22 protein-coding genes and 1 tRNA gene are annotated in these 20,508 nt (G+C 57.6%); 11 read left to right on the top strand and 12 right to left on the bottom strand.

Annotated features, from left to right (window positions below):
* Nucleotides 1-9 precede the first annotated feature (9 nt).
* Nucleotides 10-1,179, bottom strand: coding sequence for an FAD-dependent monooxygenase (locus WKI41_RS06750; protein WP_340192719.1), 1,170 nt, complete (start codon nucleotides 1,177-1,179; stop codon nucleotides 10-12).
* Between the two features lie 23 nt (nucleotides 1,180-1,202).
* Nucleotides 1,203-1,448, bottom strand: a complete 246-nt coding sequence (locus tag WKI41_RS06745; RefSeq protein ID WP_340192718.1) for a zinc-finger domain-containing protein — start codon at nucleotides 1,446-1,448, stop codon at nucleotides 1,203-1,205.
* A 152-nt stretch (nucleotides 1,449-1,600) separates the two neighbouring features.
* Between WKI41_RS06745 and WKI41_RS06740 the strand changes: the two genes are divergently transcribed.
* The 4 genes from WKI41_RS06740 to WKI41_RS06725 all read left to right on the top strand — a co-directional run bounded on the left by WKI41_RS06740 (nucleotide 1,601) and on the right by WKI41_RS06725 (nucleotide 4,184).
* Nucleotides 1,601-2,389, top strand: coding sequence for an alpha/beta fold hydrolase (locus WKI41_RS06740; protein ID WP_340192717.1), 789 nt, complete (start codon nucleotides 1,601-1,603; stop codon nucleotides 2,387-2,389).
* A 133-nt stretch (nucleotides 2,390-2,522) separates the two neighbouring features.
* A complete protein-coding gene (gene cysE / locus WKI41_RS06735; RefSeq protein ID WP_340192716.1) occupies nucleotides 2,523-3,347 on the top strand; it encodes a serine O-acetyltransferase in 825 nt (274 codons plus the stop codon).
* A gap of 174 nt (nucleotides 3,348-3,521) precedes the next feature.
* Nucleotides 3,522-3,725, top strand: a complete 204-nt coding sequence (locus WKI41_RS06730; protein WP_062425480.1) for a DUF3126 family protein — start codon at nucleotides 3,522-3,524, stop codon at nucleotides 3,723-3,725.
* 384 nt (nucleotides 3,726-4,109) lie between these two features.
* Nucleotides 4,110-4,184: transfer RNA gene (locus WKI41_RS06725), tRNA-Glu, on the top strand.
* Nucleotides 4,185-4,318: 134 nt separating this feature from the next.
* Here WKI41_RS06725 and recJ read toward each other — a convergent pair.
* The 4 genes from recJ to WKI41_RS06705 form a co-directional block, all read right to left on the bottom strand.
* Nucleotides 4,319-6,121, bottom strand: a complete 1,803-nt coding sequence (gene recJ / locus WKI41_RS06720) for a single-stranded-DNA-specific exonuclease RecJ (RefSeq protein WP_340192977.1) — start codon at nucleotides 6,119-6,121, stop codon at nucleotides 4,319-4,321.
* 159 nt (nucleotides 6,122-6,280) lie between these two features.
* A complete protein-coding gene (locus tag WKI41_RS06715) occupies nucleotides 6,281-6,481 on the bottom strand; it encodes a hypothetical protein (RefSeq protein ID WP_340192715.1) in 201 nt (66 codons plus the stop codon).
* 127 nt (nucleotides 6,482-6,608) lie between these two features.
* Nucleotides 6,609-7,049, bottom strand: coding sequence for a YqaA family protein (locus tag WKI41_RS06710; protein WP_340192714.1), 441 nt, complete (start codon nucleotides 7,047-7,049; stop codon nucleotides 6,609-6,611).
* 39 nt (nucleotides 7,050-7,088) lie between these two features.
* Nucleotides 7,089-8,348 carry a glycerate kinase type-2 family protein gene (locus WKI41_RS06705; RefSeq protein WP_340192713.1) on the bottom strand — a complete coding sequence of 420 codons (1,260 nt, stop codon included), beginning with the start codon at nucleotides 8,346-8,348 and terminating at the stop codon, nucleotides 7,089-7,091.
* A gap of 183 nt (nucleotides 8,349-8,531) precedes the next feature.
* Here WKI41_RS06705 and WKI41_RS06700 point away from each other — a divergent pair, with 183 nt between their 5' ends.
* Both WKI41_RS06700 and WKI41_RS06695 read left to right on the top strand, forming a co-directional pair.
* Nucleotides 8,532-8,765 carry a hypothetical protein gene (locus tag WKI41_RS06700; protein WP_340192712.1) on the top strand — a complete coding sequence of 78 codons (234 nt, stop codon included), beginning with the start codon at nucleotides 8,532-8,534 and terminating at the stop codon, nucleotides 8,763-8,765.
* A 74-nt stretch (nucleotides 8,766-8,839) separates the two neighbouring features.
* Complete coding sequence (locus WKI41_RS06695) at nucleotides 8,840-10,402, top strand: phospholipase D family protein (protein WP_340192711.1); 1,563 nt, start codon at nucleotides 8,840-8,842, stop codon at nucleotides 10,400-10,402.
* Nucleotides 10,403-10,459: 57 nt separating this feature from the next.
* On the opposite strand, the gene WKI41_RS06690 is transcribed toward WKI41_RS06695, so the two are convergent.
* The 5 genes from WKI41_RS06690 to WKI41_RS06670 all read right to left on the bottom strand — a co-directional run bounded on the left by WKI41_RS06690 (nucleotide 10,460) and on the right by WKI41_RS06670 (nucleotide 15,907).
* Nucleotides 10,460-11,299, bottom strand: coding sequence for a response regulator (locus tag WKI41_RS06690; RefSeq protein WP_340192710.1), 840 nt, complete (start codon nucleotides 11,297-11,299; stop codon nucleotides 10,460-10,462).
* Between the two features lie 156 nt (nucleotides 11,300-11,455).
* Nucleotides 11,456-11,833, bottom strand: coding sequence for a response regulator (locus WKI41_RS06685; RefSeq protein WP_340192709.1), 378 nt, complete (start codon nucleotides 11,831-11,833; stop codon nucleotides 11,456-11,458).
* 3 nt (nucleotides 11,834-11,836) lie between these two features.
* Nucleotides 11,837-13,855 (bottom strand): GAF domain-containing protein, encoded by a 2,019-nt coding sequence (locus WKI41_RS06680; protein WP_340192708.1) that lies wholly within the window; start codon nucleotides 13,853-13,855, stop codon nucleotides 11,837-11,839.
* 146 nt (nucleotides 13,856-14,001) lie between these two features.
* On the bottom strand, nucleotides 14,002-14,706 hold the full coding sequence (locus WKI41_RS06675; protein WP_340192707.1) for an SDR family oxidoreductase: 705 nt from the start codon (nucleotides 14,704-14,706) through the stop codon (nucleotides 14,002-14,004).
* Nucleotides 14,707-14,737: 31 nt separating this feature from the next.
* The gene (locus WKI41_RS06670; protein WP_340192706.1) at nucleotides 14,738-15,907 is read right to left on the bottom strand and encodes a pyridoxal phosphate-dependent aminotransferase; all 1,170 of its coding nucleotides are present in this window, start codon (nucleotides 15,905-15,907) and stop codon (nucleotides 14,738-14,740) included.
* 260 nt (nucleotides 15,908-16,167) lie between these two features.
* Here WKI41_RS06670 and WKI41_RS06665 point away from each other — a divergent pair, with 260 nt between their 5' ends.
* The 5 genes from WKI41_RS06665 (at nucleotide 16,168) to aat (ending at nucleotide 20,003) form a co-directional block, all read left to right on the top strand.
* Nucleotides 16,168-16,935, top strand: a complete 768-nt coding sequence (locus WKI41_RS06665) for a DsbA family protein (RefSeq protein ID WP_340192705.1) — start codon at nucleotides 16,168-16,170, stop codon at nucleotides 16,933-16,935.
* Between the two features lie 147 nt (nucleotides 16,936-17,082).
* The gene (gene aroQ, locus WKI41_RS06660; RefSeq protein ID WP_340192704.1) at nucleotides 17,083-17,520 is read left to right on the top strand and encodes a type II 3-dehydroquinate dehydratase; all 438 of its coding nucleotides are present in this window, start codon (nucleotides 17,083-17,085) and stop codon (nucleotides 17,518-17,520) included.
* A gap of 27 nt (nucleotides 17,521-17,547) precedes the next feature.
* Complete coding sequence (gene accB / locus WKI41_RS06655; protein ID WP_340192703.1) at nucleotides 17,548-18,033, top strand: acetyl-CoA carboxylase biotin carboxyl carrier protein; 486 nt, start codon at nucleotides 17,548-17,550, stop codon at nucleotides 18,031-18,033.
* Between the two features lie 11 nt (nucleotides 18,034-18,044).
* On the top strand, nucleotides 18,045-19,388 hold the full coding sequence (gene accC, locus WKI41_RS06650) for an acetyl-CoA carboxylase biotin carboxylase subunit (RefSeq protein WP_340192702.1): 1,344 nt from the start codon (nucleotides 18,045-18,047) through the stop codon (nucleotides 19,386-19,388).
* Between the two features lie 3 nt (nucleotides 19,389-19,391).
* The gene (gene aat / locus WKI41_RS06645) at nucleotides 19,392-20,003 is read left to right on the top strand and encodes a leucyl/phenylalanyl-tRNA--protein transferase (RefSeq protein WP_340192701.1); all 612 of its coding nucleotides are present in this window, start codon (nucleotides 19,392-19,394) and stop codon (nucleotides 20,001-20,003) included.
* Between the two features lie 35 nt (nucleotides 20,004-20,038).
* Here aat and WKI41_RS06640 read toward each other — a convergent pair whose 3' ends face one another.
* A complete protein-coding gene (locus WKI41_RS06640; RefSeq protein ID WP_062425495.1) occupies nucleotides 20,039-20,476 on the bottom strand; it encodes a DUF2155 domain-containing protein in 438 nt (145 codons plus the stop codon).
* Nucleotides 20,477-20,508 lie beyond the last annotated feature (32 nt).

Here is a 20,508-nt window from a genome sequence, read left to right as displayed (position 1 = left end):
CAACATGCTTCAAAGCCCCCTTGCCTTGTAGCCGTAGAGCCAATCGAAGTCCGCCAGGAATTTTTCTGACGGACGCATCAAAAAAAGAAGATCGCGCCCGATGCGCGCCGGTCCTGAGGCGTGATACGCGAAGCTGTTGAGTGATGCGCGTCTGCGCGCCTTATCGATGCGCGGCACCCGATGGGCAGCAAAATCCGACAGCGACGTCGCGAGTGCATTTCCGTTCGAAACAAATGCTGCGAGCTCGAAGGCATCCTCGATTGCCATCGCCGCACCTTGAGCTGCGAAAGGCATCATGGCATGGGCAGCATCGCCGATCAGCACCGTGTCGCGGCCATTGTGCCACTGGCCGGCACCCGCCTCAAACAATGGCCAGAATGTCGGGTTGGCGGGACCCTCAAGTGCCTTGGCAAAGGCGGGGTGCCATTTCCGAAACTGGTGGAGAAGAAACGCCTTCTGCTGGCCTTGCGCTTCCGCCTTCCACGGAGCGCCGGGGTTCGCGCCAACAGCGATGGCGACCACGTTGAAGTCGCCCGTCTCTGCCAGCGGATAGGCCACGACATGAGCCGATCGCCCGAGATAGGCTATGACCGCCTTGCGATTGAAAAAGTCGGGCGCCTCATCTGCCGACACTGTGAAGCGCCATGCAATGTTGTTTGAAAAGGTCGCGACGGGGCTGTTCGGCACGGCGTAGCGCATGCTCGACCAAACGCCATCGGCACCGACGATCAAATCCGGCTCCGTATATGTCGTGCTGGCAATCGCGGCCTTAGTCGCCGCCTCCAGCCTCTTGCCAAGATACACCCGACACAAGGGATTGTCTTTGACGGCCGTCAGAAGCGCCCGTTGCAGGCTGGCCCGATGCAGCACCCCATAAGGTGCCTGCCAGCGGCTTCTTGCCACGCTCTTCATTGGCAGAGAGACGAGCGTCTTCAAAGAAAGGCCGGACGCCAGATCGACTGTCTCCGGCTCGATCCATTTCTCCTCGATCAACGGCAGGACATTGAGAGCGGAAAGGATGTGGGCGGCGTTGGGCGATATCTGCAGCCCGGCGCCGACCTCTGCCAGTTCGGGCGCCTGCTCGATGATGTCACTTGCGATGCCATGTCGCGCGAAAGACAAAGCGGCGGTGAGACCGGCTATACCGGCACCGACAATCGCCACGGACTTTATGGGCATGGAGAGCCCCGATATTTATGAGGTTACGCTGCCTTCACGTGGAAGACGCAGCCGGGAGGATTGGTCTGCGTGGCCTTTAGCGACGAATTGTAGCGATAGAGCGTCGAACAGTAGGAGCAAACCTTCTCGCTCTCGTCGCCCATATCGATGAAGATATGTGGGTGGTCGAAAGGAACGGATGCTCCCGTGCACATGAATTCCTTGACGCCAATCTCGATCATGCGGTGTCCGCCGTCGTTCTGGAAGTGAGGAATTGTATGGCCGGCCATGTTCGTCTCCAACTGCAACTTCGTCTCTGAGCCAATGCTCGTATCGTTCGAGTATGTAGCGTTAAATCACTTAGACCTCCACAGAAAAGAGTGGCGAATATTCCCAACACCTCTATTTCCTGACATATGGTCGGCAAAAAAGGAGGTCCTTGATGAATCTCAACCTGCCGCAATTTTTGTCCTTCCACCGCGATGGACTTCAACTGGCCTATTTCGACAAGGGTAATCCATCCGGGGAGCCAGTGCTTCTGATCCACGGCTTTGCGTCGAGTGCGGCCGTCAACTGGGTTCATCCGGGCTGGGTGAAGACGCTTGGCGATGCCGGCTACCGCGTGATCGCGCTTGATAATCGCGGCCACGGTGCCAGCGACAAACCGCATGATCCGGACGCCTATTATCCAGCCGTCATGGCGGAAGATGCAGTCGGCCTGCTCAATCATCTTGGCATCCCCGAAGCCCACGTCATGGGCTACTCCATGGGCGCGCGGATCTCCGCTTTCTTGGCGATGGCTCATCCAGAGCGCGTTCGGTCGCTGGTGTTCGGTGGGCTCGGCATCGGCATGGTCGATGGCGTTGGCGACTGGGATCCGATTGCAGATGCTCTACGCGCGCCTTCGCTGGATGTCGTCACCCATGAGCGTGGCCGCATGTTCCGAGCATTTGCCGAGCAGACGAAGAGCGACCGCGTGGCGCTCGCCGCCTGCATCGAGACCTCGCGCGTGCTCGTTACGCGTGAGGAAGCCGCCAAGATCGACGCTCCGACGCTGATTGCCGTTGGGACGAAGGATGATATTGCAGGCTCCGGCCAGGAGCTTGCCGATCTCCTGCCCCATGCGCGGGCCATTGACATTCCCAACCGCGATCACATGCTGGCAGTGGGAGACCGTGTGTTCAAAGCGGCGGTGTTGGAATTTTACGGCGAACTTGACCAATCGACGTGATCAAGAAACGCCGTTCCACAAAGCTGTCAGAAAAACTGATGCTTTACCACCTTTAACGCTGCACACGCATACCCATTTCTGTGCAACGTATTTTTCTATATAATGAAGCAAACCGGTTTTAAGGACAGCTGACATGGTCGCACGCATAGAGACCCGGCAGAATGATCAGATCACCGTCGTCGATCCGATCTGGGGCAGTCTGTTGAACGAAGCGCGCACTGCCGCCGCACAGGATCCGCTGCTTTCGGCATTCTTCTATTCAACGATCCTCAATCACCATTCGCTGGAAGAAAGCGTCATTTATCGCATCTGCGAACTGCTCGACCACCCGGATATGCAGGCCGTGCTGTTGCGACAGACGTTCTCGGAGATGCTTCAAGACTGGCCGGAATGGGGCGCAATCCTGCGTGTCGACATCCAGGCAGTCTATGACCGCGACCCCGCCTGCACGCGCTTCATCGAACCCGTCCTTTATTTCAAAGGCTTCCACGCCATTCAGACGCACCGTCTGGCCCACTGGCTGTGGTCGAAAGGTCGGCGCGATTTGGCGCTTTACCTCCAAAGCCGGGCGTCGAGCGTTTTCCAGACCGATATCAACCCGGCTGCCAGGATCGGCAAAGGGCTGTTTCTCGACCATGCGACCGGTCTTGTCGTTGGCGAAACGGCAGTCATCGGCGACAATGTCTCGATCCTGCATGGCGTCACACTTGGGGGAACGGGCAAAGAAGGCTCCGACCGCCATCCGAAGATCCGTAGCGGAGTGTTAATCGGCGCGGGAGCAAAGATCCTCGGCAATATCGAGATCGGTAGTTGCTCGCGTATCGCCGCAGGTTCCGTCGTTCTGAAGCCCGTTCCCGCCAATGCCACCGTGGCTGGCGTCCCAGCGAGAATTGTCGGCGAAGCGGGCTGCAAGGAACCCTCTCGCATCATGGACCAGATCATCGGCGCCGATATCTGATCGAGGTTGGACTGAGATAAAAACCTCCGTGTGGATCGATTGATCGATTTGCCTCTTTGACTTTACTTTCGCCTTTAAGCCGTGTCACAAGCGGCGCAGATTGAAAATCACGATGTCCGGATGACGCGTTTTCAACGACGATGGACGACGTGAGAACCGCACAGGAGAAGACTGGTGAAAGCCGACGAAATCAAAAAGCTCGATGCCTATTTCAAGCGTACGTTCAACGACAAGATGGCCGTTAAGGCGCGTCCGCGTAAGGATGATTCCGCTGAAGTCTACATGGGTGAAGAGTTCCTCGGTGTCGTCTATATCGACGACGAAGATGGCGATCGCTCCTACAACTTCTCCATGGCGATCCTCGACGTCGATCTTTGATTGCGTTAAACTTAGTTCGCAAGATCAGCCGCCCAAGACAGATGTCTTCGGGCGGCTTTTTTTGTTTCAAACAAGGGCACGAGAGGCGACAAGATTTTTTGCCGTCCTTCTCCACAGGTGGAACCAAAATCTCCACCGCTCGTTTCTTCGCTGTCCCCCCGATGAAGCGTGAGGCGGCGATCAAAACGGGAAGCCCCTGATCCCACGCCACCTCACGCTTCCCCCTCCCTTTCAAATCGATACCGACCGGACCCGCGAGTTTGGATGAGTTTGTCCACGCCGTCGGCCCTCCTCCTTAAAAAACATCATCTAAAGTCAAAAAAATCGATATTGCCGCTTGCGGAGAATCTTCGGTCTGACTATAAGGCCCCCACCACAGCGCACGCGCCCTTCGTCTATCGGTTAGGACGTCAGATTTTCATTCTGAAAAGAGGGGTTCGACTCCCCTAGGGCGTGCCACTTCCCCCCATTTTCATAATGTTATGTGCCTATCTTGATGAAAAGCGTGAAGGTGTCCCGCACTCCATGCTTGATGGTCACGCGATGATCCTACGTGCGGAAGATTCGGCATCTATGTAGCGTCGCGTGACGCATTAAGGCGCAAAGGCTGCGTCTAGAACGCGCAGTTGCACACGCTTCTGACCCTGCCAGTGCTCGGCTCCAAGCGTACCGGCAACGTGGATCTGGCGACCGCGCGCTGCCATCAACATCTGCCCGAGAGGCGCATCCGCGGCACGGAAGGCGATGCCATCCAGGCGTGAACCGTCCGTCGCTTCCAGCGTGATTTTGATATGCGACGTGCCAACGATCCGCACATCACGCAGTCGGTGAGCAGGCACGGCGAAGATTGGCTGCGAGTGGCCCGATCCATAAGGCCCCGCCTGCTCCAGTTGATCGACAAGTGCCAGTGTGGCACCGGACGCACCAATGGCACCGTCGATTTTCAACACACTGTTTTCGACGAGTTGCGAGACGGTCTTTTGTGCCGCTTCCTCGAAGAAGGTTCGTAAGCGTCCGAGATTCGCGCGCTCCACGGTGAGGCCGGCTGCCATTGCGTGGCCACCGCCTTTGACCAGAAGACCGGCTTCCACCGCAGTGCGCACCATCCGCCCCATATCGAAGCCATTGATGGATCGGCCGGAGCCCGTGCCTCTACCTTGCGAATCGAAAGCGATGGCAAAGGCCGGACGACGAAAACGATCCTTTAAGCGCGAGGCGAGGAGGCCGACGATACCGGGATGCCAGTTCTCCCTGGCGGTCACGATGACACCCGCGCCAGAACCATCGCCATATTCAAACAGCGCTTCCGCTTCAGCCTCGGCAAGCATCGCCGCCTCCATCGCCTGGCGCTCGCGGTTTAACTCGTCGAGCTTCTCTGCAATGACTTCGGCCTGCGTGCTGTCATCCAGCGTGAGGAGACGGCTGCCGAGGGCGGCGTCACCGATACGTCCGCCTGCATTAATGCGGGGACCGATCAGAAAGCCAAAATGATATGGCGTCACGGGGCCGCCGAGGCCCGCCTTCTTGAAGAGAGCAGCCAGGCCGACATTGTTCATGTGCCGTGCGGCGACCAGTCCCTTGACCACGTAGGCGCGGTTCAGACCCTTCAACGGCACGACATCACACACCGTCGCCAGCGCGACGATGTCCAGATAGGTCAGAAGGTCCAACATGAAGGCTTGGCGGTTATGCCGCTCTTTCAGAACCCGGAGCGTTGCCACCAGCACCAGGAACACAACGCCAGCTGCGCAGAGATGGCCCTGCCCCGACAGATCGTCCTCGCGATTTGGATTGACCAATGCCACCGCTGGCGGGAGTTCTGTACCGACTTGGTGGTGGTCGATAACGAGAACATCGGTTCCGGCATCGCGCGCGGCCGCGAGCGACTCGTGGCTGGTCGAGCCGCAGTCCACCGTGATGATCAGCGTTGCGCCATTGGAGGCGAGTTGCTGCATGGCGGCAGGATTAGGTCCGTAACCTTCAAAGATTCGATCCGGAATATAGATTGCCGGTTCGAGGCCGAAGTGATGAAGGAAGCGGTACATGAGCGCTGATGAAGCGGCACCATCCACATCATAATCACCGAAGATCGCAATCTTCTCATGCTTTTCAATAGCATCGGCAATGCGCTTGGCAGCCTTCTCGCAATCCGTCAGCGTATGGGGATCCGGCATCAGCGAACGGATCGTCGGGTCGAGAAAAGCAAGCGCGTCGTCCACGCCAACATGACGGCCAGCCAGAACGCGGGCGATCAGTTCCGGAATACCGTGGACCTGGGACATGGCAAGCGCACGGTTCTGCCCGGCCTGATCCAGCCGCGACATCCATCGCTGGTCTGTTGCCGATCGCTCCACCCCGAGAAAGGCCCTCGGAACGGCATCGACCGTCTCAATCATCACCATGGTCCGTCCGTATCGCCATTCACGCTTTTAGAAAATAACCGGCTACAGCATCAGCCCGCAAATCGGAACCAATTTTTGAGAGCAGGATGCGTAGATCCAACGAAAATGGAGCGCCCGGCGTTTTTCAAGCAAGAAGCAACACGAGTATGCCTGTCACCAGAGCGGCAGAAAGATGAAGGCAGAAAGCCCGCAGACGATTGCACCGATGAGACAGAAAAGACGCCAGTCACGTTCTTGGCCCGCAGCTTCGAATTCCAGGCTCGGAAAGTTATCGTTCGCTCCGGCGCGGTGGATTTTACGGCGCGATACCAGACCACGTGGTTGATCGTCTCTGAACAGGATTTTCGATTTCACGGCAGCGCCTCCCTTCGCTTGGTGAATTCTCTAGGGATCATATCATCAGAGCCGAAGCTTTTGCAAAGGCTTCGCAAGCAAGGTCAATAATCCAAGCTCGACAGATCGCCGCCCTATAATAACGGCATCAGAGAAAACCTTGTGTCGCAAAAGCGAGGAGCACGTAGCGCCCCGCTTTGGCAACTGTGACGATGGCGACGAAGGATGGTAGCGGCTCACGCATGACCCCGGCCACGATAGTCAAAGGGTCGCCGATAATGGGCAGCCAGCTTGCCAGCAATGACCAGCGTCCAAAGCGCGCGTACCAGCGTTGCGCCTTCTCAAGCTTTTCTGAGGAAACCGGAAACCACCGCCGTTCACGGTAGTGTTCGATGCCACGGCCCAGATACCAATTGACGATGGATCCCAAGACATTGCCGAGACTTGCGAGCGCGATAAGCAAGATAATGGAGTAGTGTCCCCTCGTCATCAGATAGACCAGGACCGACTCCGACTGAGCCGGGAGCAGCGTCGCGGCCAGGAAAGCGGACGCGAAAAGGCCGAAATAGGCGCCGATATCACCGCTCATCCTGTGGCCGCTGCGGTGACGTCGGCACACATGCTAGTTTTAGTGAAGCAGGAAAGCACGGAAGTCGTTGACGTTGGTGCCGGTCGGACCTGGAGCAAACAGATCGCCCGAGATGGCAAAAGCAGACCAGGCGTCGTGACCGGCAAGGAACGAGCGAGCGTCGCCGCCAGAGGCGCGAATGCGCGCCACTGTTTGTCCGTCACAAAATGCGCCGGCATTATCTTCCGATCCATCGATTCCGTCCGTGTCTGCTGCGAGCGCGGTTATACCGTGGCTTCCCTGCAAGTCGAGTGCGGCAGACAGCAGCAGCTCGGAATTGCGCCCACCCTTCCCATATGTGCCGCTGCCTATACTCACCGTCGTTTCACCGCCTGAGAGCAGCACGATGGGTTTTCCCGCCGCCGTACGGCTTGAAAACTCCTTTGCCAAAGCAGCATGCATTCGGCCGATATCCTTGGCCTCGCCCTCGATACAATCAGACAGGATCAGTGGTTCGACTCCACGTTCCAGCGCAAGCTTGGCAGCCGCTTCCAGCGAGACGCGCGCGGACGCGATGACATGCACTTCGTTGTTGGCAAACGATGCTTCTGAGGGCTCTGGTGTCACCACTTGGTGAATGTGATCGATGACCCTCTCAGGGAGCGCGATTTTGTAGTCTCTTATCGCACGTAACGCATCAGCGGCATCTCCCTCATCTGGCACTGTCGGGCCGGACGCAACGAAAGCAGGATTATCTCCCGGCACGTCGGAGACGATCAAACTGACGACGCGCGCCGGGTGGGCGAGATCGGCAAGTCTCCCTCCCTTGATTCGGGAGAAATGCTTACGCACCAAATTCATGGCGGAGATCGGTGCGCCAGATGCCAAAAGCGCTTGGTTAAGCGCAATCTCATCGGCAAGCGAAAAACCCTCCGGTGGTGCAGGCAGCAGAGCCGAGCCGCCGCCGGAGATCAGCGCGATGACCAGGTCGTCCTTCGTCAGGCCATGAACCGTGCGGATGAGTGCCTCGGAGGCAGCAAGCCCTGCTTCATCCGGCACGGGATGCGCCGACTGCAATATCTTTATGATTCGACATGGAGCAACCGGCCCATGTCGGGCGACGACGACGCCTTCATAAGGATGAGGCCAAGCCCTTTCAAAGGCTTCTGCCATCTGGCTTGCCGCCTTACCGGCACCAATCACGATCGTGCGGCCTTTCGGCCTTGCGGGGAGATTTGCGCAGATCGCCTCGTAAGGATCTGCGGCGCGGACGGCTTCAAAAAACAAATCTTCCAGAAAGGCACGCGGGTCGGCAATCACAACTTTCTCCCAGAGGCAGAACGAAACTCCCCTAGCATGTCCTGCGTCATGAGCAGCGACAAGGCACCGAACCGCAAAAACGTTCGTTACAGCTTCATTCGCATGTCCTGATGAAACCACCTGCGCGGTTGAAGCGTTCGATGCGTGACCTCCGGAAATTTCAACAGGCGCGGGAGAGCCACGATGACCAACACAGAAAATCTCGGCCCGGAATACCAACACCACAGCAACAAGAACCGCCTGCTTCACCGTCGTTTCGTCTGGTCTCGTCGCAAATCGAAGCCATGGGGCCCGACGATTGCCGTGATCGGCACGCTTATCGTTGCAGCGGGCGTCATCGCGGTCACCTACCTGGTGACATCGCATCCGGGCATGCCCGAACCGAACCCAGGCATCGAAACACAGGCTATGCGGTAACCTTCGCCTCTCCGGCACAAGAAGCGCCTACTATCAATACTGACGGTGAATAAAAAACAGGAACGGGAGACATTGTGACGGGGATCATCATTACGACGCTGATCGTGCTCGTCGCCGTCGTCGCTTTGCTCGTTGCCCTGTCGCGCCGTCAAGAACGAGCCATCACCAAGATTGCTTCGACAGCGCTTCCAAAGGTCGATGATGCCACGCCCCTTGACCGCCACTGGGCAGATATCCGCGAGGGCGGTGATGAAGAGGACCTTACGGCGCTTGCGCTTGTGCAGTCCAACATGGACGCCTTCGCGGTGCGCGTCGCCACAGCACGAGCGGCGGGTCGCAGTCTCGATCTCATGTATTACATGTGGAATGCCGATCTCACCGGTCGCCTGATGATGCGTGAGGTTCTTGCTGCAGCAGATCGCGGCGTCCGCGTCAGGCTGCTGCTGGACGACCTCGGTGTCACCATGTCGGATCGAATTTTCCACGCCATAGACAGTCATCCCAATATTGAGTTGCGCTTGTTCAACCCGACGAAGGCGCGGGAGAACATCTTTCGGCGCGGCGTCGAGCTCGTCTTGCGTTTCCGAAGCGTCAATCGACGCATGCACAACAAGGCCTGGATTGCCGACGGTCGCGCGTTGATCATAGGCGGACGCAATATCGGTGATGCCTATTTCGGCGCGGCCGAGGCTGCGAATTTTCGCGACTTCGATGTGCTTGCACATGGCAAAGCAGTTAGCGATGCCGAAGAGATTTTCGACGATTACTGGAATAGCGCGGTTGCCATCCCGGTCCGCTCGCTGTTGGCGAAGAGGCCGAGCAGACTTGCGAGGCTGCGGCGAAAGTTGGATCGCTTGGCGACCGGAGACGCAGCACGACCCTATCTCGAAAAGGTCGAGAGCCTCCACCATGATGGCGAGTTTCTGATGGCCGACCAACTTCGAAGGGTGGCGTCCGCAAGCGTGCTCGCAGACCCGCCTGAAAAAGCGGCGGGCAAGCGCCGTAGCGGACACAACTATCTGATGGAGAACCTACTTCCAATTTTGGAAGGCGCGGAGCAGAAGCTGAAGATAACCTCTCCCTATTTTATTCCGGGACAGAAAGGTGTGGAGACGTTATCACGCCTGTCTGCAAGCGGCGTCTGCGTCTCCGTGCTGACCAACTCGCTTGCCGCAACCGATGTTGCCGCTGTGCACGCCGGCTATGCACGCTATCGCCGCCCTCTCCTGATGAATGGTGTCAAAATCCACGAATTGCGCTCGCTGGCGGACCAGCACAATTCACTGTCTCTTCGAGGTTCCGGACAGGCAAGCTTGCACACAAAGGCGTTCACGCGGGATGGCGAAACGGGTTTCATCGGATCGCTGAACTTCGATCCCCGCTCCATGTCGCTCAATACCGAAATGGGCGTGTTGTTCAAGTCGCCTGAATTGGCTACTGCTATGGACGAGATATTCAAGCAGGAAACCAGTCGCGACATGAGCTTCGAGTTGGCGCTGAGCCCCAAGAGGCGGCTGATCTGGACCGGGCTCGTACGAGGCAGGCCTCGACTTTACGGCAATGAACCCTACGCCAGCGTGTCCCGGCGCGCGGTCGCCCTGATTTTGGGCATTCTTCCGCTGGAGTCACAGCTGTAAACACAAAGCCGCCCTTGATGCAAGGACGGCTTAGGTGGTTGTAACCACAAGCGCTTGTTATGCCGCTTCGGCTTTCTGGGCACCGCCGCGCGCCGTCTTGATTTGCACCAGCGTGTCGAGGTTCTGGTTCACGCGGCAATAGAACTCTTCTTCGATAAAGGGACGCAGCATGAAGTCATTACCGCCGGCTTTTAGGAAGCGCGCCGACAGCAGACGATTGGTTGACGACGATACGCCGATAATGCGCAACTCGTGCGAGCCGCGCATGGTGCGGATGCGGCGCGTCAGCTCAAAGCCATCAATGTCGGGCATGTTGTAGTCGGTGACGACAAGGCCGATATCCGGATTGTTACGAAGAATCTCGAGGGCCTTGGCACCGCTATCGGCCAGGCTGACGCGGAAATTGTAGCGCTTCAGGCGGCTGGAGAGCAGCGCACGAGCGGTTGGGCTGTCGTCCACGATCAGCACGTGATGCCTGTGATTGGTGAGGAAGCGGCAAACTGATTCGGTCAGCATATCGACTGCAAAGACGTTGTCCTTGAGAATATAGTCGACCACTTCTTTGGTGATCAGCTTCTCACGCGTGTCCTCATGAAAAGTGCTGGTGAAGACAATGGTCGGGATGGACAGATCTACCAGATACTCCAAGGCCTCGCCATTTTCAGCGCCGGGCAAGTTGATGTTCGAGATCGCCAAAGTCACCTGTTCGCTGGAGTGTTCGTAGCACTCCTGAAGCTCTTCGAAGTTGCGGCAGACTTCGACGGTTAGGCCAAGCAACTCTTTCAGGCGGGCACCGATCATCTGGGTAAAGACGTTTGAATCTTCCGCGAGCAATATTCGCGTATCGTGAAACGGAACGCCGGAATATTGCATGCCTGTAATGCCAAGAAAGTTCATGTAGTCCCCCAGAGCCAAATCTTGGAGAGACAATAAAAAATTTTATTTTCGGAAAAATTAATGCAAATTGTCACCGATTTTCTTGGTTTATAAGCCGTGAATTTCGATGAGCTTCGCGATAGTGCCGCTCCCGGTTTAAGCAGCACTACAACGAGCTTAGGCGGCGATTTTCCGCAGGACTTCGGTCACGATGTTTAGATCGTAGGGCTTTGGGAAGAAGATGCTACGCGGCGGCAGAGTTTCCTGATCAAGCCGATGTTGGCCGGAAGTAATCACGATTCTAATCGGCCGATCAGTCTGGCACGCGAGACGAGCAAGTTGAACACCATCCATGGTGCCTGGCATGTCGACATCAGTGAAGAGCACTCCGACGTCAGGACGCGTCTGCAGAATTTCCAGTGCTTCGTCAGCCCCACCGGCCTCGATCGCACTGAAACCCGCATCTTCCACCATGTCGACCGCCATCATGCGCAAAAGCGGATCGTCTTCGACGACCAATACGACATGTTTGGCAAATGGCTGCTTCTGTCCCATCTTTCACGCTACCTGTTGCAGTTGAACCAGGGACGCTGTCATTTCGACCTCTAGTCCTTGATCTAAGTAACGCGTCGATACCCCACCGGTTCCTAGCAACCCCATTGAAATAAGGCGGGAGCCGAAGCCCTTCGATTGCGGCTGGACAACGGGCGGCCCGCCCGTCTCCCTCCAGATCAGACGGAAGACGGCGTCTTCCCTGCCCCCCTCGACATCCCATGCCACAAGGACCCGGCCCTGAAGCGACGAGAGGCTTCCATATTTTACCGCATTGGTCGTCAGTTCGTGGAACAGAAGCGAAAGGGACAAGGCGCCCTTCGGGTTGACCGAAATATCGTCGCCGCGAATGTCGACCTGCTCCGTCATTCCGAGCGTATCGATGACGCGCAGAAGCACTGTGCGCACATCAGCATTCGCCCAGTTGTTGCCCAATAGAATATCGTGCGCCGAGCTTAACGCCTGCAGCCGCTGCTCGAAATTCAGAACTGGCCCCCGCTCTTGAACGGGCCTCAGAGTTTGTTTCGCGAGCGCCTGCACCATGGCGAAGGCGTTCTTCAGCCTATGACCGATCTCGCGGTTTAGGAGGTTCTGCTCGGCTTCGGCGCGCAGCCGGCCGATCGCGCTTTGAATACGGTCGCCAAAACTTCTGACAAAGGCAAGATCGTCGTCCATCCATTCGAACAGATCGCAGTGGTGCACGAAGACGACGAGAGCGAATTTTCCTTGGTCGAAGATTGGTACGTTTACGAGCTGACGAATTCCAATTGCCAACAGAGCGTCGGCTTTGTCCTTGGTCCTTGGATCCGTCGTCACATCCGAGATGACGACGCTCATGCCGCCCTTCAGGTCATCGATATAAGATCCGTAGTCACGAAAATAGTGTTTCCCTGCCAGAGACGACACGCCGGGCGCACGCCATTCCGGTTGCATCATCACCGTTTCTCGAACGGGATCGACCACACCAAAGCCCGCGCGCGTCGCATCGAGCGCGTGCGCCATCAACTCCGCCGCGGTCAGAGCGATCTCTTCGACGTCCGTCAAGTCTCGCAGCCGATCGCCAAGTTCCAACAGCGTCCGGATGCGCTCGGTGGCCCGCTTCTGTTGCGTGATGTCCTGAACCGTACCGAGAAGCTTGACCGGCTTGCCAGTCTCGTCCCTCTCGAACGTTGCTTGTCGGCTTACCCAGCGGACTCCACGTGAGGCGGTGACAATGCGATATTCGACGGTGGTGACGGCCGTACCACTCTTGCGCGTCTCTTCCGACGACTCACGGCCCCGGTCATCGGGATGGAGCATCTTTTCGAAATCGCGCGCGTGATAGTGGCCGACGGGGGGAACGTCGAAAATGCGGCAGAATTCGGCAGAGACCTTGATGTTTCCCGTCTCGACATCGAGTTCGAAGGTGCCAATACGCCCGGCTTCCTGCGCCGTGAGCGCTGTGCGGACACTGTCGCGCATCATCGCGTTGATCTGCTTTTGACGCTCAAGAATTTCGCGCTGGCGGTTTGCTGCGCGGCGAAGCTCCAGATGAGCGGAAATCTGGCCGGCGAGAGCCTTCAAGACAGACCGCTGCTCCCGCGTCAGACCCTCAGGACGGGGCACATGGTCGATAATGCACAGCGCGCCGACGGCGATCCCATCTGAGAGGACAAGCCGAGCGCCTGCGTAGAAGCGAATGAAGGGGTCTTGGGTGACAAGAGCGTTGGAAGATGTCCGAGGGTCCTTTGTCAAATCGGGGATGATCAGCAAATCGTCGGAGTTAAGGGAGTAACGGCACACAGACTGATCAATGGGTGTCTCTGCCGGAGGGAAGCCTATACGGGCCTTGAACCACTGCCGCTCCTCCTGAACGAAGCTGATGAGCGCCACTGGTGCGTTGCAGACTGTGCTGGCGATTTGAACGACATCATCGAAGACTGGCTCAGGCCCGCTATCGATGATCTGCAACTCCTCCAGAGCCTCCAGACGCTCCACATCCGACGCCGAGAATACGGACACTTCCGGCTCAGAATCGCGAATCATGTGAACCAAGTCCATTCCCCAATTCATAAAAGGGTGTGGCGTCCATAGGTTCGCGATTTCCATGTGGCATCGAGATCAAAAAGGACACTCCCCCGCGTCGTTACAACGCTGGAAATGAGGATCGGTTCCCTGCCCAAGAAAAAATTTTAGACTGATCTCGTCAGACCACCGTCGACCTTTAGGTTTTGCCCGGTGATGTAGCCCGCGCCTTCGGACGCAAGAAACGCGACGGTGGCGGCAATTTCCTCGCTTTTGCCGTAGCGCTGCATGGGCACCATCTCGCGTCGCTGCTCGGTTGCCGGAAGGCTATCGATCCAGCCCGGCAGAACATTGTTCATGCGAACATTGTCGGCAGCGTACTTATCGGCAAAAATCTTCGTGTAGGCGGCAAGCCCTGCGCGGAACACTGCGGATGTCGGAAACATGTCACTCGGCTCAAATGCCCATGCTGTCGAGATGTTGACGATGGCACCGTTCTTTTGCGCGACCATAAGGGGCGCTATAATGCGGGTCGGACGGATGACGTTCATCAGGTAGACATCGAGACCGGTGTGCCACTGCTCGTCGGTGATCTCGAGGATCGGCGCACGTGGACCGTGTCCGGCGCTATTGACCAGTACGTCGATGCGGCCAAACTTCTCCATCGTGAGGTCAGCGAGCTTCTGAATATCCTCGTTTGACTGGTTGGAGCCTGTGACCCCCACGCCACCGAGTTCAGCAGCCAGTGCTTCTCCTTTACCGGAGGACGAGAGGATCGCTATCTTGTAACCATCCTGGGCAAAACGTCTCGCCACGGCTGCACCCATGCCGCTCCCACCCGCCGTCACGACCGCCACTTTTTTCATCGTCATCGTCATCGTCTTTCTCCGCTCCGCTTACGCGTCAATCCTGTTTCAGCCATCCCGCAATGCGTCCAACGGCCTCAGCAATATCCGAGACCGAGCCCGCGTATGAAAACCGCATCGCACGATGCCCTTCCAGCGGATCGAAATCCAGCCCGGGTGTCGCAGCCACATCGATTTCCGAAAGCATGCGTTTGGCAAACTGCATACTGTCGTTCGAATAGCGGCTTGTATCGACATAGGCGTAAAAGGCGCCATCCATGGGCGAGGCAAGCGGCAAGCCTAACTCGGGCAGGCGGCTCATCAGAAAATCGCGGTTTGTGCGGTAGCTTTCCTTGTAGATGTCGAGCTCTGCCGGCGCGGAGAATGCAGCCGCTGCCGCAAGCTGAGAGAGCTCAGGCGCCGAAATATACATGCTCTGCGCCAGACATTCGACGGGCCGGATCAGCTCTTCCGGCAAAACCATCCAGCCAACGCGCCAGCCCGTCATACAGTAATATTTGGAGAACGAGTTGATGACGACGGCCTTGTCGGTGACCTCTACGGCGCTGGTCTCATCGCCTACAAACGTCAGGCCGTGATAAATCTCATCGGAGATGAAAGCGATATCGCGGCTGTCGCAGTAAGTTGCAAGACGTTTCAAGGCCTCCCTGCCCGTCACGGTTCCGGTCGGGTTGGCGGGACTTGCCAGAAGCACGCCCTTCAGCTTGCAGCCGGCCTTCGTCTCTGCCCGCTCGAGACTGGCTGGCGTCAGCGTGTAACCTGTTTCGGCCGTGACCGGTACTTCCACCACATTCAGGCCAAGCGCCTTCAGGATGTTGCGATAGGCGGGATAGCCGGGTCTCGCGATCGCTACCGCATCGCCGGCATCGAACAGCGCAAGGAAGGCGAGATTGAAGGCCGCGGAAGAGCCAGTCGTCACTGCGATCCGAGCAGGGTCTATGATCACCTGATGCCGCAGCCGATAATGCGCAGAGATGGCCTCGCGCAACTCGCGAAGACCCAGCGCATCCGTGTATCCGATGCGGCCGTGCTTCAAAGCCGCTTCAGCCGCCTCCAGCGACACCCTGGGCGCTGGATGGGAAGGCTGACCCACTGCCATGGAAATGACCGGACGACCCGCCTGTCTTTGCCGGTTAGCCTCCGCCAGGATATCCATGGCATGAAAAGGCTCGACGGCGCTTCGCTTCGACAGTGTTATCAAGGGCATGGTCTTTCTGTATGCTACGGCTTCGTCCCGAAAATTATATCCGATTCTCGAAAGGCGCGAGCCGTAGACTTGAAGTAGATAGAGGGTGCCTTTTGCGTCCTGACGGATGCACGGAGCTCTATGACGGAGATTTGCCGCATTGTTGCGCTCTTCACAATGGCGAGAAAGCAACGAACGCGATTATTTGCGATATGGCAATTCCTTTAAATTAAGGTAATGGCCTGCACCACGAAACGACGAGACAAACAGTGAGGACCGAAATGGCACCTTCCATCCGATTTGCAGCACTTGCCTGCGTCACGGCCCTTTCCACCTTAGGCGCTAGCCTGCCGGCTCGCGCATTGGATGCCGAGCAAAAGAAGGAGATGGGTGCCTTCATCAAGGAGTATCTGGTCGAAAATCCAGAAATCATGCTCGAAGTCCAGGATGCGCTGGAGAAGAAGCAGTATGCAGCCCGCAATACGAAAGCGGCGGAAGCGGTTGCCGACAACACCAAAGCGATCTTCGATTCTAAATACGATCTCGCGATCGGTAATCCCGACGGCGATGTGACGCTGGTGGAGTTCTTCGATTACAATTGCGGTTACTGCAAGCGCGCCATGGCTGACATGGACAAGATTCTCAAAGAGGACAAGAACGTCCGCGTCGTCTTGAAGGAATTCCCGATCCTCGGGCCGGAATCGGTTGAGGCGCACAAGGTTTCCAATGCCGTGAAGCTGCTAGCCCCGAAGAAGTATCCCGAGTTCCAGCGCACGCTGCTTGGCAGCCGAGGACGCGCCAATGAGGCAAGGGCAATGGATGTTGCCACTTCGCTTGGCCTTAAGGAAGCCGAAATCCGCAAGTCCATGGCGGAGAACCCCAACGATGCCCAGGTTCAGGAAGCCTACACGCTCGCAAGCAATCTCGGCATCTCCGGCACGCCTTCCTACGTGATCGGCAATGAGGCGGTCTTCGGTGCCGTCGGCGCCGAACCGTTGAAGGAAAAGATCGCCAATATGCGCAACTGCGGCAAGGCGAGTTGCTCCTAACGCAAGCGCCCTGGCATGGCTTGAAGCCTAAAAAGCCACTGAATAACGTTGACTTACGCTGCCCCCGATCTTCTTTCGAGGCATCGGGGGCTTTTCCTTGACGGTCGCGCAGTCTATAGGTGTCGCTGATTTTTGACGGAACCGCGAATGAGCAACACGATCTTCGTCCTGAACGGCCCCAATCTCAATATGCTGGGAAAGCGGGAGCCGGGCATTTACGGCGGCAAGACGCTGAAGGATATCGAGAACGACTGCGTGGTGGCTGGTGAAGAGCTTGGCTTTTCTGTCGAGTGCCACCAGTCCAATCATGAAGGCGTTCTTGTGGATTTCTTGCATGAGGCGGGTGAACGTGCCGCCGGTGTCGTCATCAATCCCGGTGCCTATGGCCATACATCGATTGCTCTGCACGATGCCATTCGCGCCATTTCCGTACCCGTCGTGGAAGTTCACATTTCCAACATCCACGCCCGCGAAGAATTCCGCCACAAATCGATGATAGCGCCCGCTGCAAAAGGCATGGTCTGCGGCTTCGGGCCTTATGGCTACATCATGGCGCTCAACGCCTTGAAGAACATCACGGCATAAAAAGAAACAATCAGAATAGGGTTTGTCATGTCTGAAAAGAAAAACGGTATCGACAAGGAACTGATCCGCGACCTCGCGAACATCCTCAACGACACCGATCTTTCCGAGATCGAAGTCGAGCAGGACGATCTGCGCATCCGCGTCTCCCGCTCTGCGCCGCCTGCGACCGTCTATGCCGCAGCTCCTCAGTATGCGCCAGCCCCTGCAGCAGCGCCTGCCGCTCCCGCTGCAGCGGCACCTGCCGCTTCCGCCGCACCGGCTGCTCCGGCGCGCAACCCGGCAAACACCGTGACTTCCCCGATGGTCGGCACAGTTTACCTGTCGCCGGCACCTGGTGCCCGCGCCTTCGTTGAAGTCGGCGCCACCGTCAAGGAAGGCCAGACCATTCTCATCGTCGAAGCCATGAAGACCATGAACCAGATCCCGGCTCCGAAGTCCGGCAAGGTGACGGAAATCATCGTCAATGACGCACAGCCCGTGGAGTATGGTGAAGCCCTCGTGGTCATCGAATAAGGGCAGATCACATGGTTTCCAAGATCCTCATTGCCAACCGTGGCGAAATCGCCCTTCGCGTGCTTCGCGCCGCCAAGGAACTCGGTATTCCGACGGTTGCCGTTCACTCCACGGCCGACGCGGATGCCATGCATGTGCGCCTGGCCGACGAGAGCGTCTGCATTGGTCCGCCACCGTCGCGTGACAGCTACCTCAACATCCATCAGATTGTTGCGGCCTGCGAGATCACCGGTGCGGATGCGGTCCACCCTGGCTACGGCTTCCTGTCGGAAAATGCCAAGTTTGCCGACATTCTCGACGCGCACGGCATCACCTTCATCGGGCCGACCGCCGAGCATATCCGCATCATGGGCGACAAGATCACTGCCAAGCAGACGGCGCAAGAACTCGGCATCCCCGTTGTTCCCGGTTCCGATGGCGAGGTGAAGCCTGAAAACGCGATGGAAATCGCGCGTTCGATCGGCTTCCCGGTCCTGATCAAGGCGACGGCCGGTGGTGGCGGCCGCGGCATGAAGGTCGCCAAGACCGAAGCCGATCTCGACGAGGCCGTCTCGACAGCCCGTTCCGAAGCGCTTGCTGCTTTCGGCAACGACGCCGTCTATATGGAAAAATACCTCGGCAAGCCGCGCCACATCGAGGTGCAGGTTTTCGGCGATGGCGAAGGCAATGCAGTGCATCTGGGTGAGCGCGATTGCTCGTTGCAGCGTCGTCACCAGAAGGTTCTGGAAGAGGCAAACTCCCCTGCTCTCACCGTCGAGCAGCGCATGGAGATCGGTGAGATTTGTGCGAGCGCCATGCGCAAGCTCAAGTATCGCGGTGCCGGTACCATCGAGTTCCTCTATGAAAACGGCGAGTTCTATTTCATCGAAATGAACACCCGCCTCCAGGTGGAGCATCCGGTGACGGAAGCGATCACCGGCATGGACCTCGTGCAGGAGCAGATCAGAGTCGCGTCCGGCCAGGGCCTTTCCGTTACGCAGGCCGATATCGAATTCCATGGTCACGCCATCGAATGCCGTATCAATGCCGAAGACCCGCGGACCTTCGTGCCCTCTCCCGGTACGTTGACCTATTTCCATACGCCCGGCGGTCTCGGTGTGCGCGTGGATTCGGGTGCTTATCAGGGCTACAAGATCCCGCCCTACTATGACAGCATGATCGGCAAGCTCATCGTCCACGGTCGCGACCGCGACGAGTGCATTCGCCGCCTGCGTCGTGCACTCGACGAGTTCGTCGTCGATGGCATCAAGACCACGCTTCCGCTGTTCCAGGATTTGCTTCAGAACGAAGACATTCTCAACGGCGATTACGACATTCACTGGCTGGAGAAGTATCTGGCCGGCGACGCACACTGAGGAATGGGGCGGCGCAGCAGAGATAGCGATATCACTGTCGACATGCTGCTGCGCGCCTATTCTATCGGCCTCTTTCCGATGGCTGAAGCGGCTGACGACCCGGAGCTATTCTGGGTCGAACCGGACCTGCGGGGCATCATCCCGCTCGACGATTTTCACGTATCAAAGAGTCTCGCCAAAGCGATTCGAAAGACGCCTTTCCATATTCGCTTCGACACGGCGTTCACTGCCGTGATAGCCGGATGCGCAGCGGAAGCGCCGGACCGCCCCAATACCTGGATCAACGAGACGATCCGCAAGCTCTACACCGAACTGCACGAGGTTGGCCACGCGCACAGCGTCGAAGCCTGGGAAGGCAATGAGTTGGTGGGCGGTCTTTACGGCGTCTCGCTGGGGGCTGCCTTCTTCGGTGAAAGCATGTTCTCTCGGCGCACCAACGCCTCGAAAATCTGCCTCGTCCATCTGGTGGAGCGACTGCGCGAAAGAGGCTTTATGCTGCTGGATACGCAGTTCACCACCGAACATCTCAAGACCTTCGGCGCGATTGACGTTCCGAAGGAGGCTTATGCAAAGATGCTGGATCGGGCGGTGAACCAACCGGATTTGGAATTCTAGGTTTTGCGGGATGACGGCTCTTTGGAGCCTAGCGATTACTTGCTCGCCGTCGATGGTGGAGGAACGTCGGAGTCCTGTTTGCACCCCGTGAGCCACACGTCATAGATCGGGTGTTCAACGGCATTGAGACCGGGGCTATCGGCAAACATCCAACCGGTGAAGATGCGACGGATTTTGCGGTCCAGGGTAATCTCATCGACTTCAACGAAAGAATCGATTTTCTGCGCTTCGGTATCGTCGCGCGAATAGCAGACCTTCGGCGTAACCTGCAGTGCGCCGAACTGTACCGTCTCGTTGATGTAGACGTCGAAAGAGGTGATGCGGCCGGTGATCTTGTCGATGCCCGAGAAAACAGCGACTTTGTTTTCGAGCCGAGCGGCAGAAGCCGGAGACACGAGACCCACTGCCGGAAGAAGCGCCAGAAGCGAAACCGCCAGTGCACGCAAAGATACATCCCGCGTGAATGTTCTCATATCAAACCGTCTCCAGAAAAACTGCCCCGCTC

Origin of the sequence: Agrobacterium larrymoorei, from assembly GCF_037722385.1 — a bacterium.
Classification (GTDB): Bacteria; Pseudomonadota; Alphaproteobacteria; order Rhizobiales; family Rhizobiaceae; genus Agrobacterium; species Agrobacterium larrymoorei_C.
This window is presented reverse-complemented; position numbering and strand designations above follow the sequence as displayed.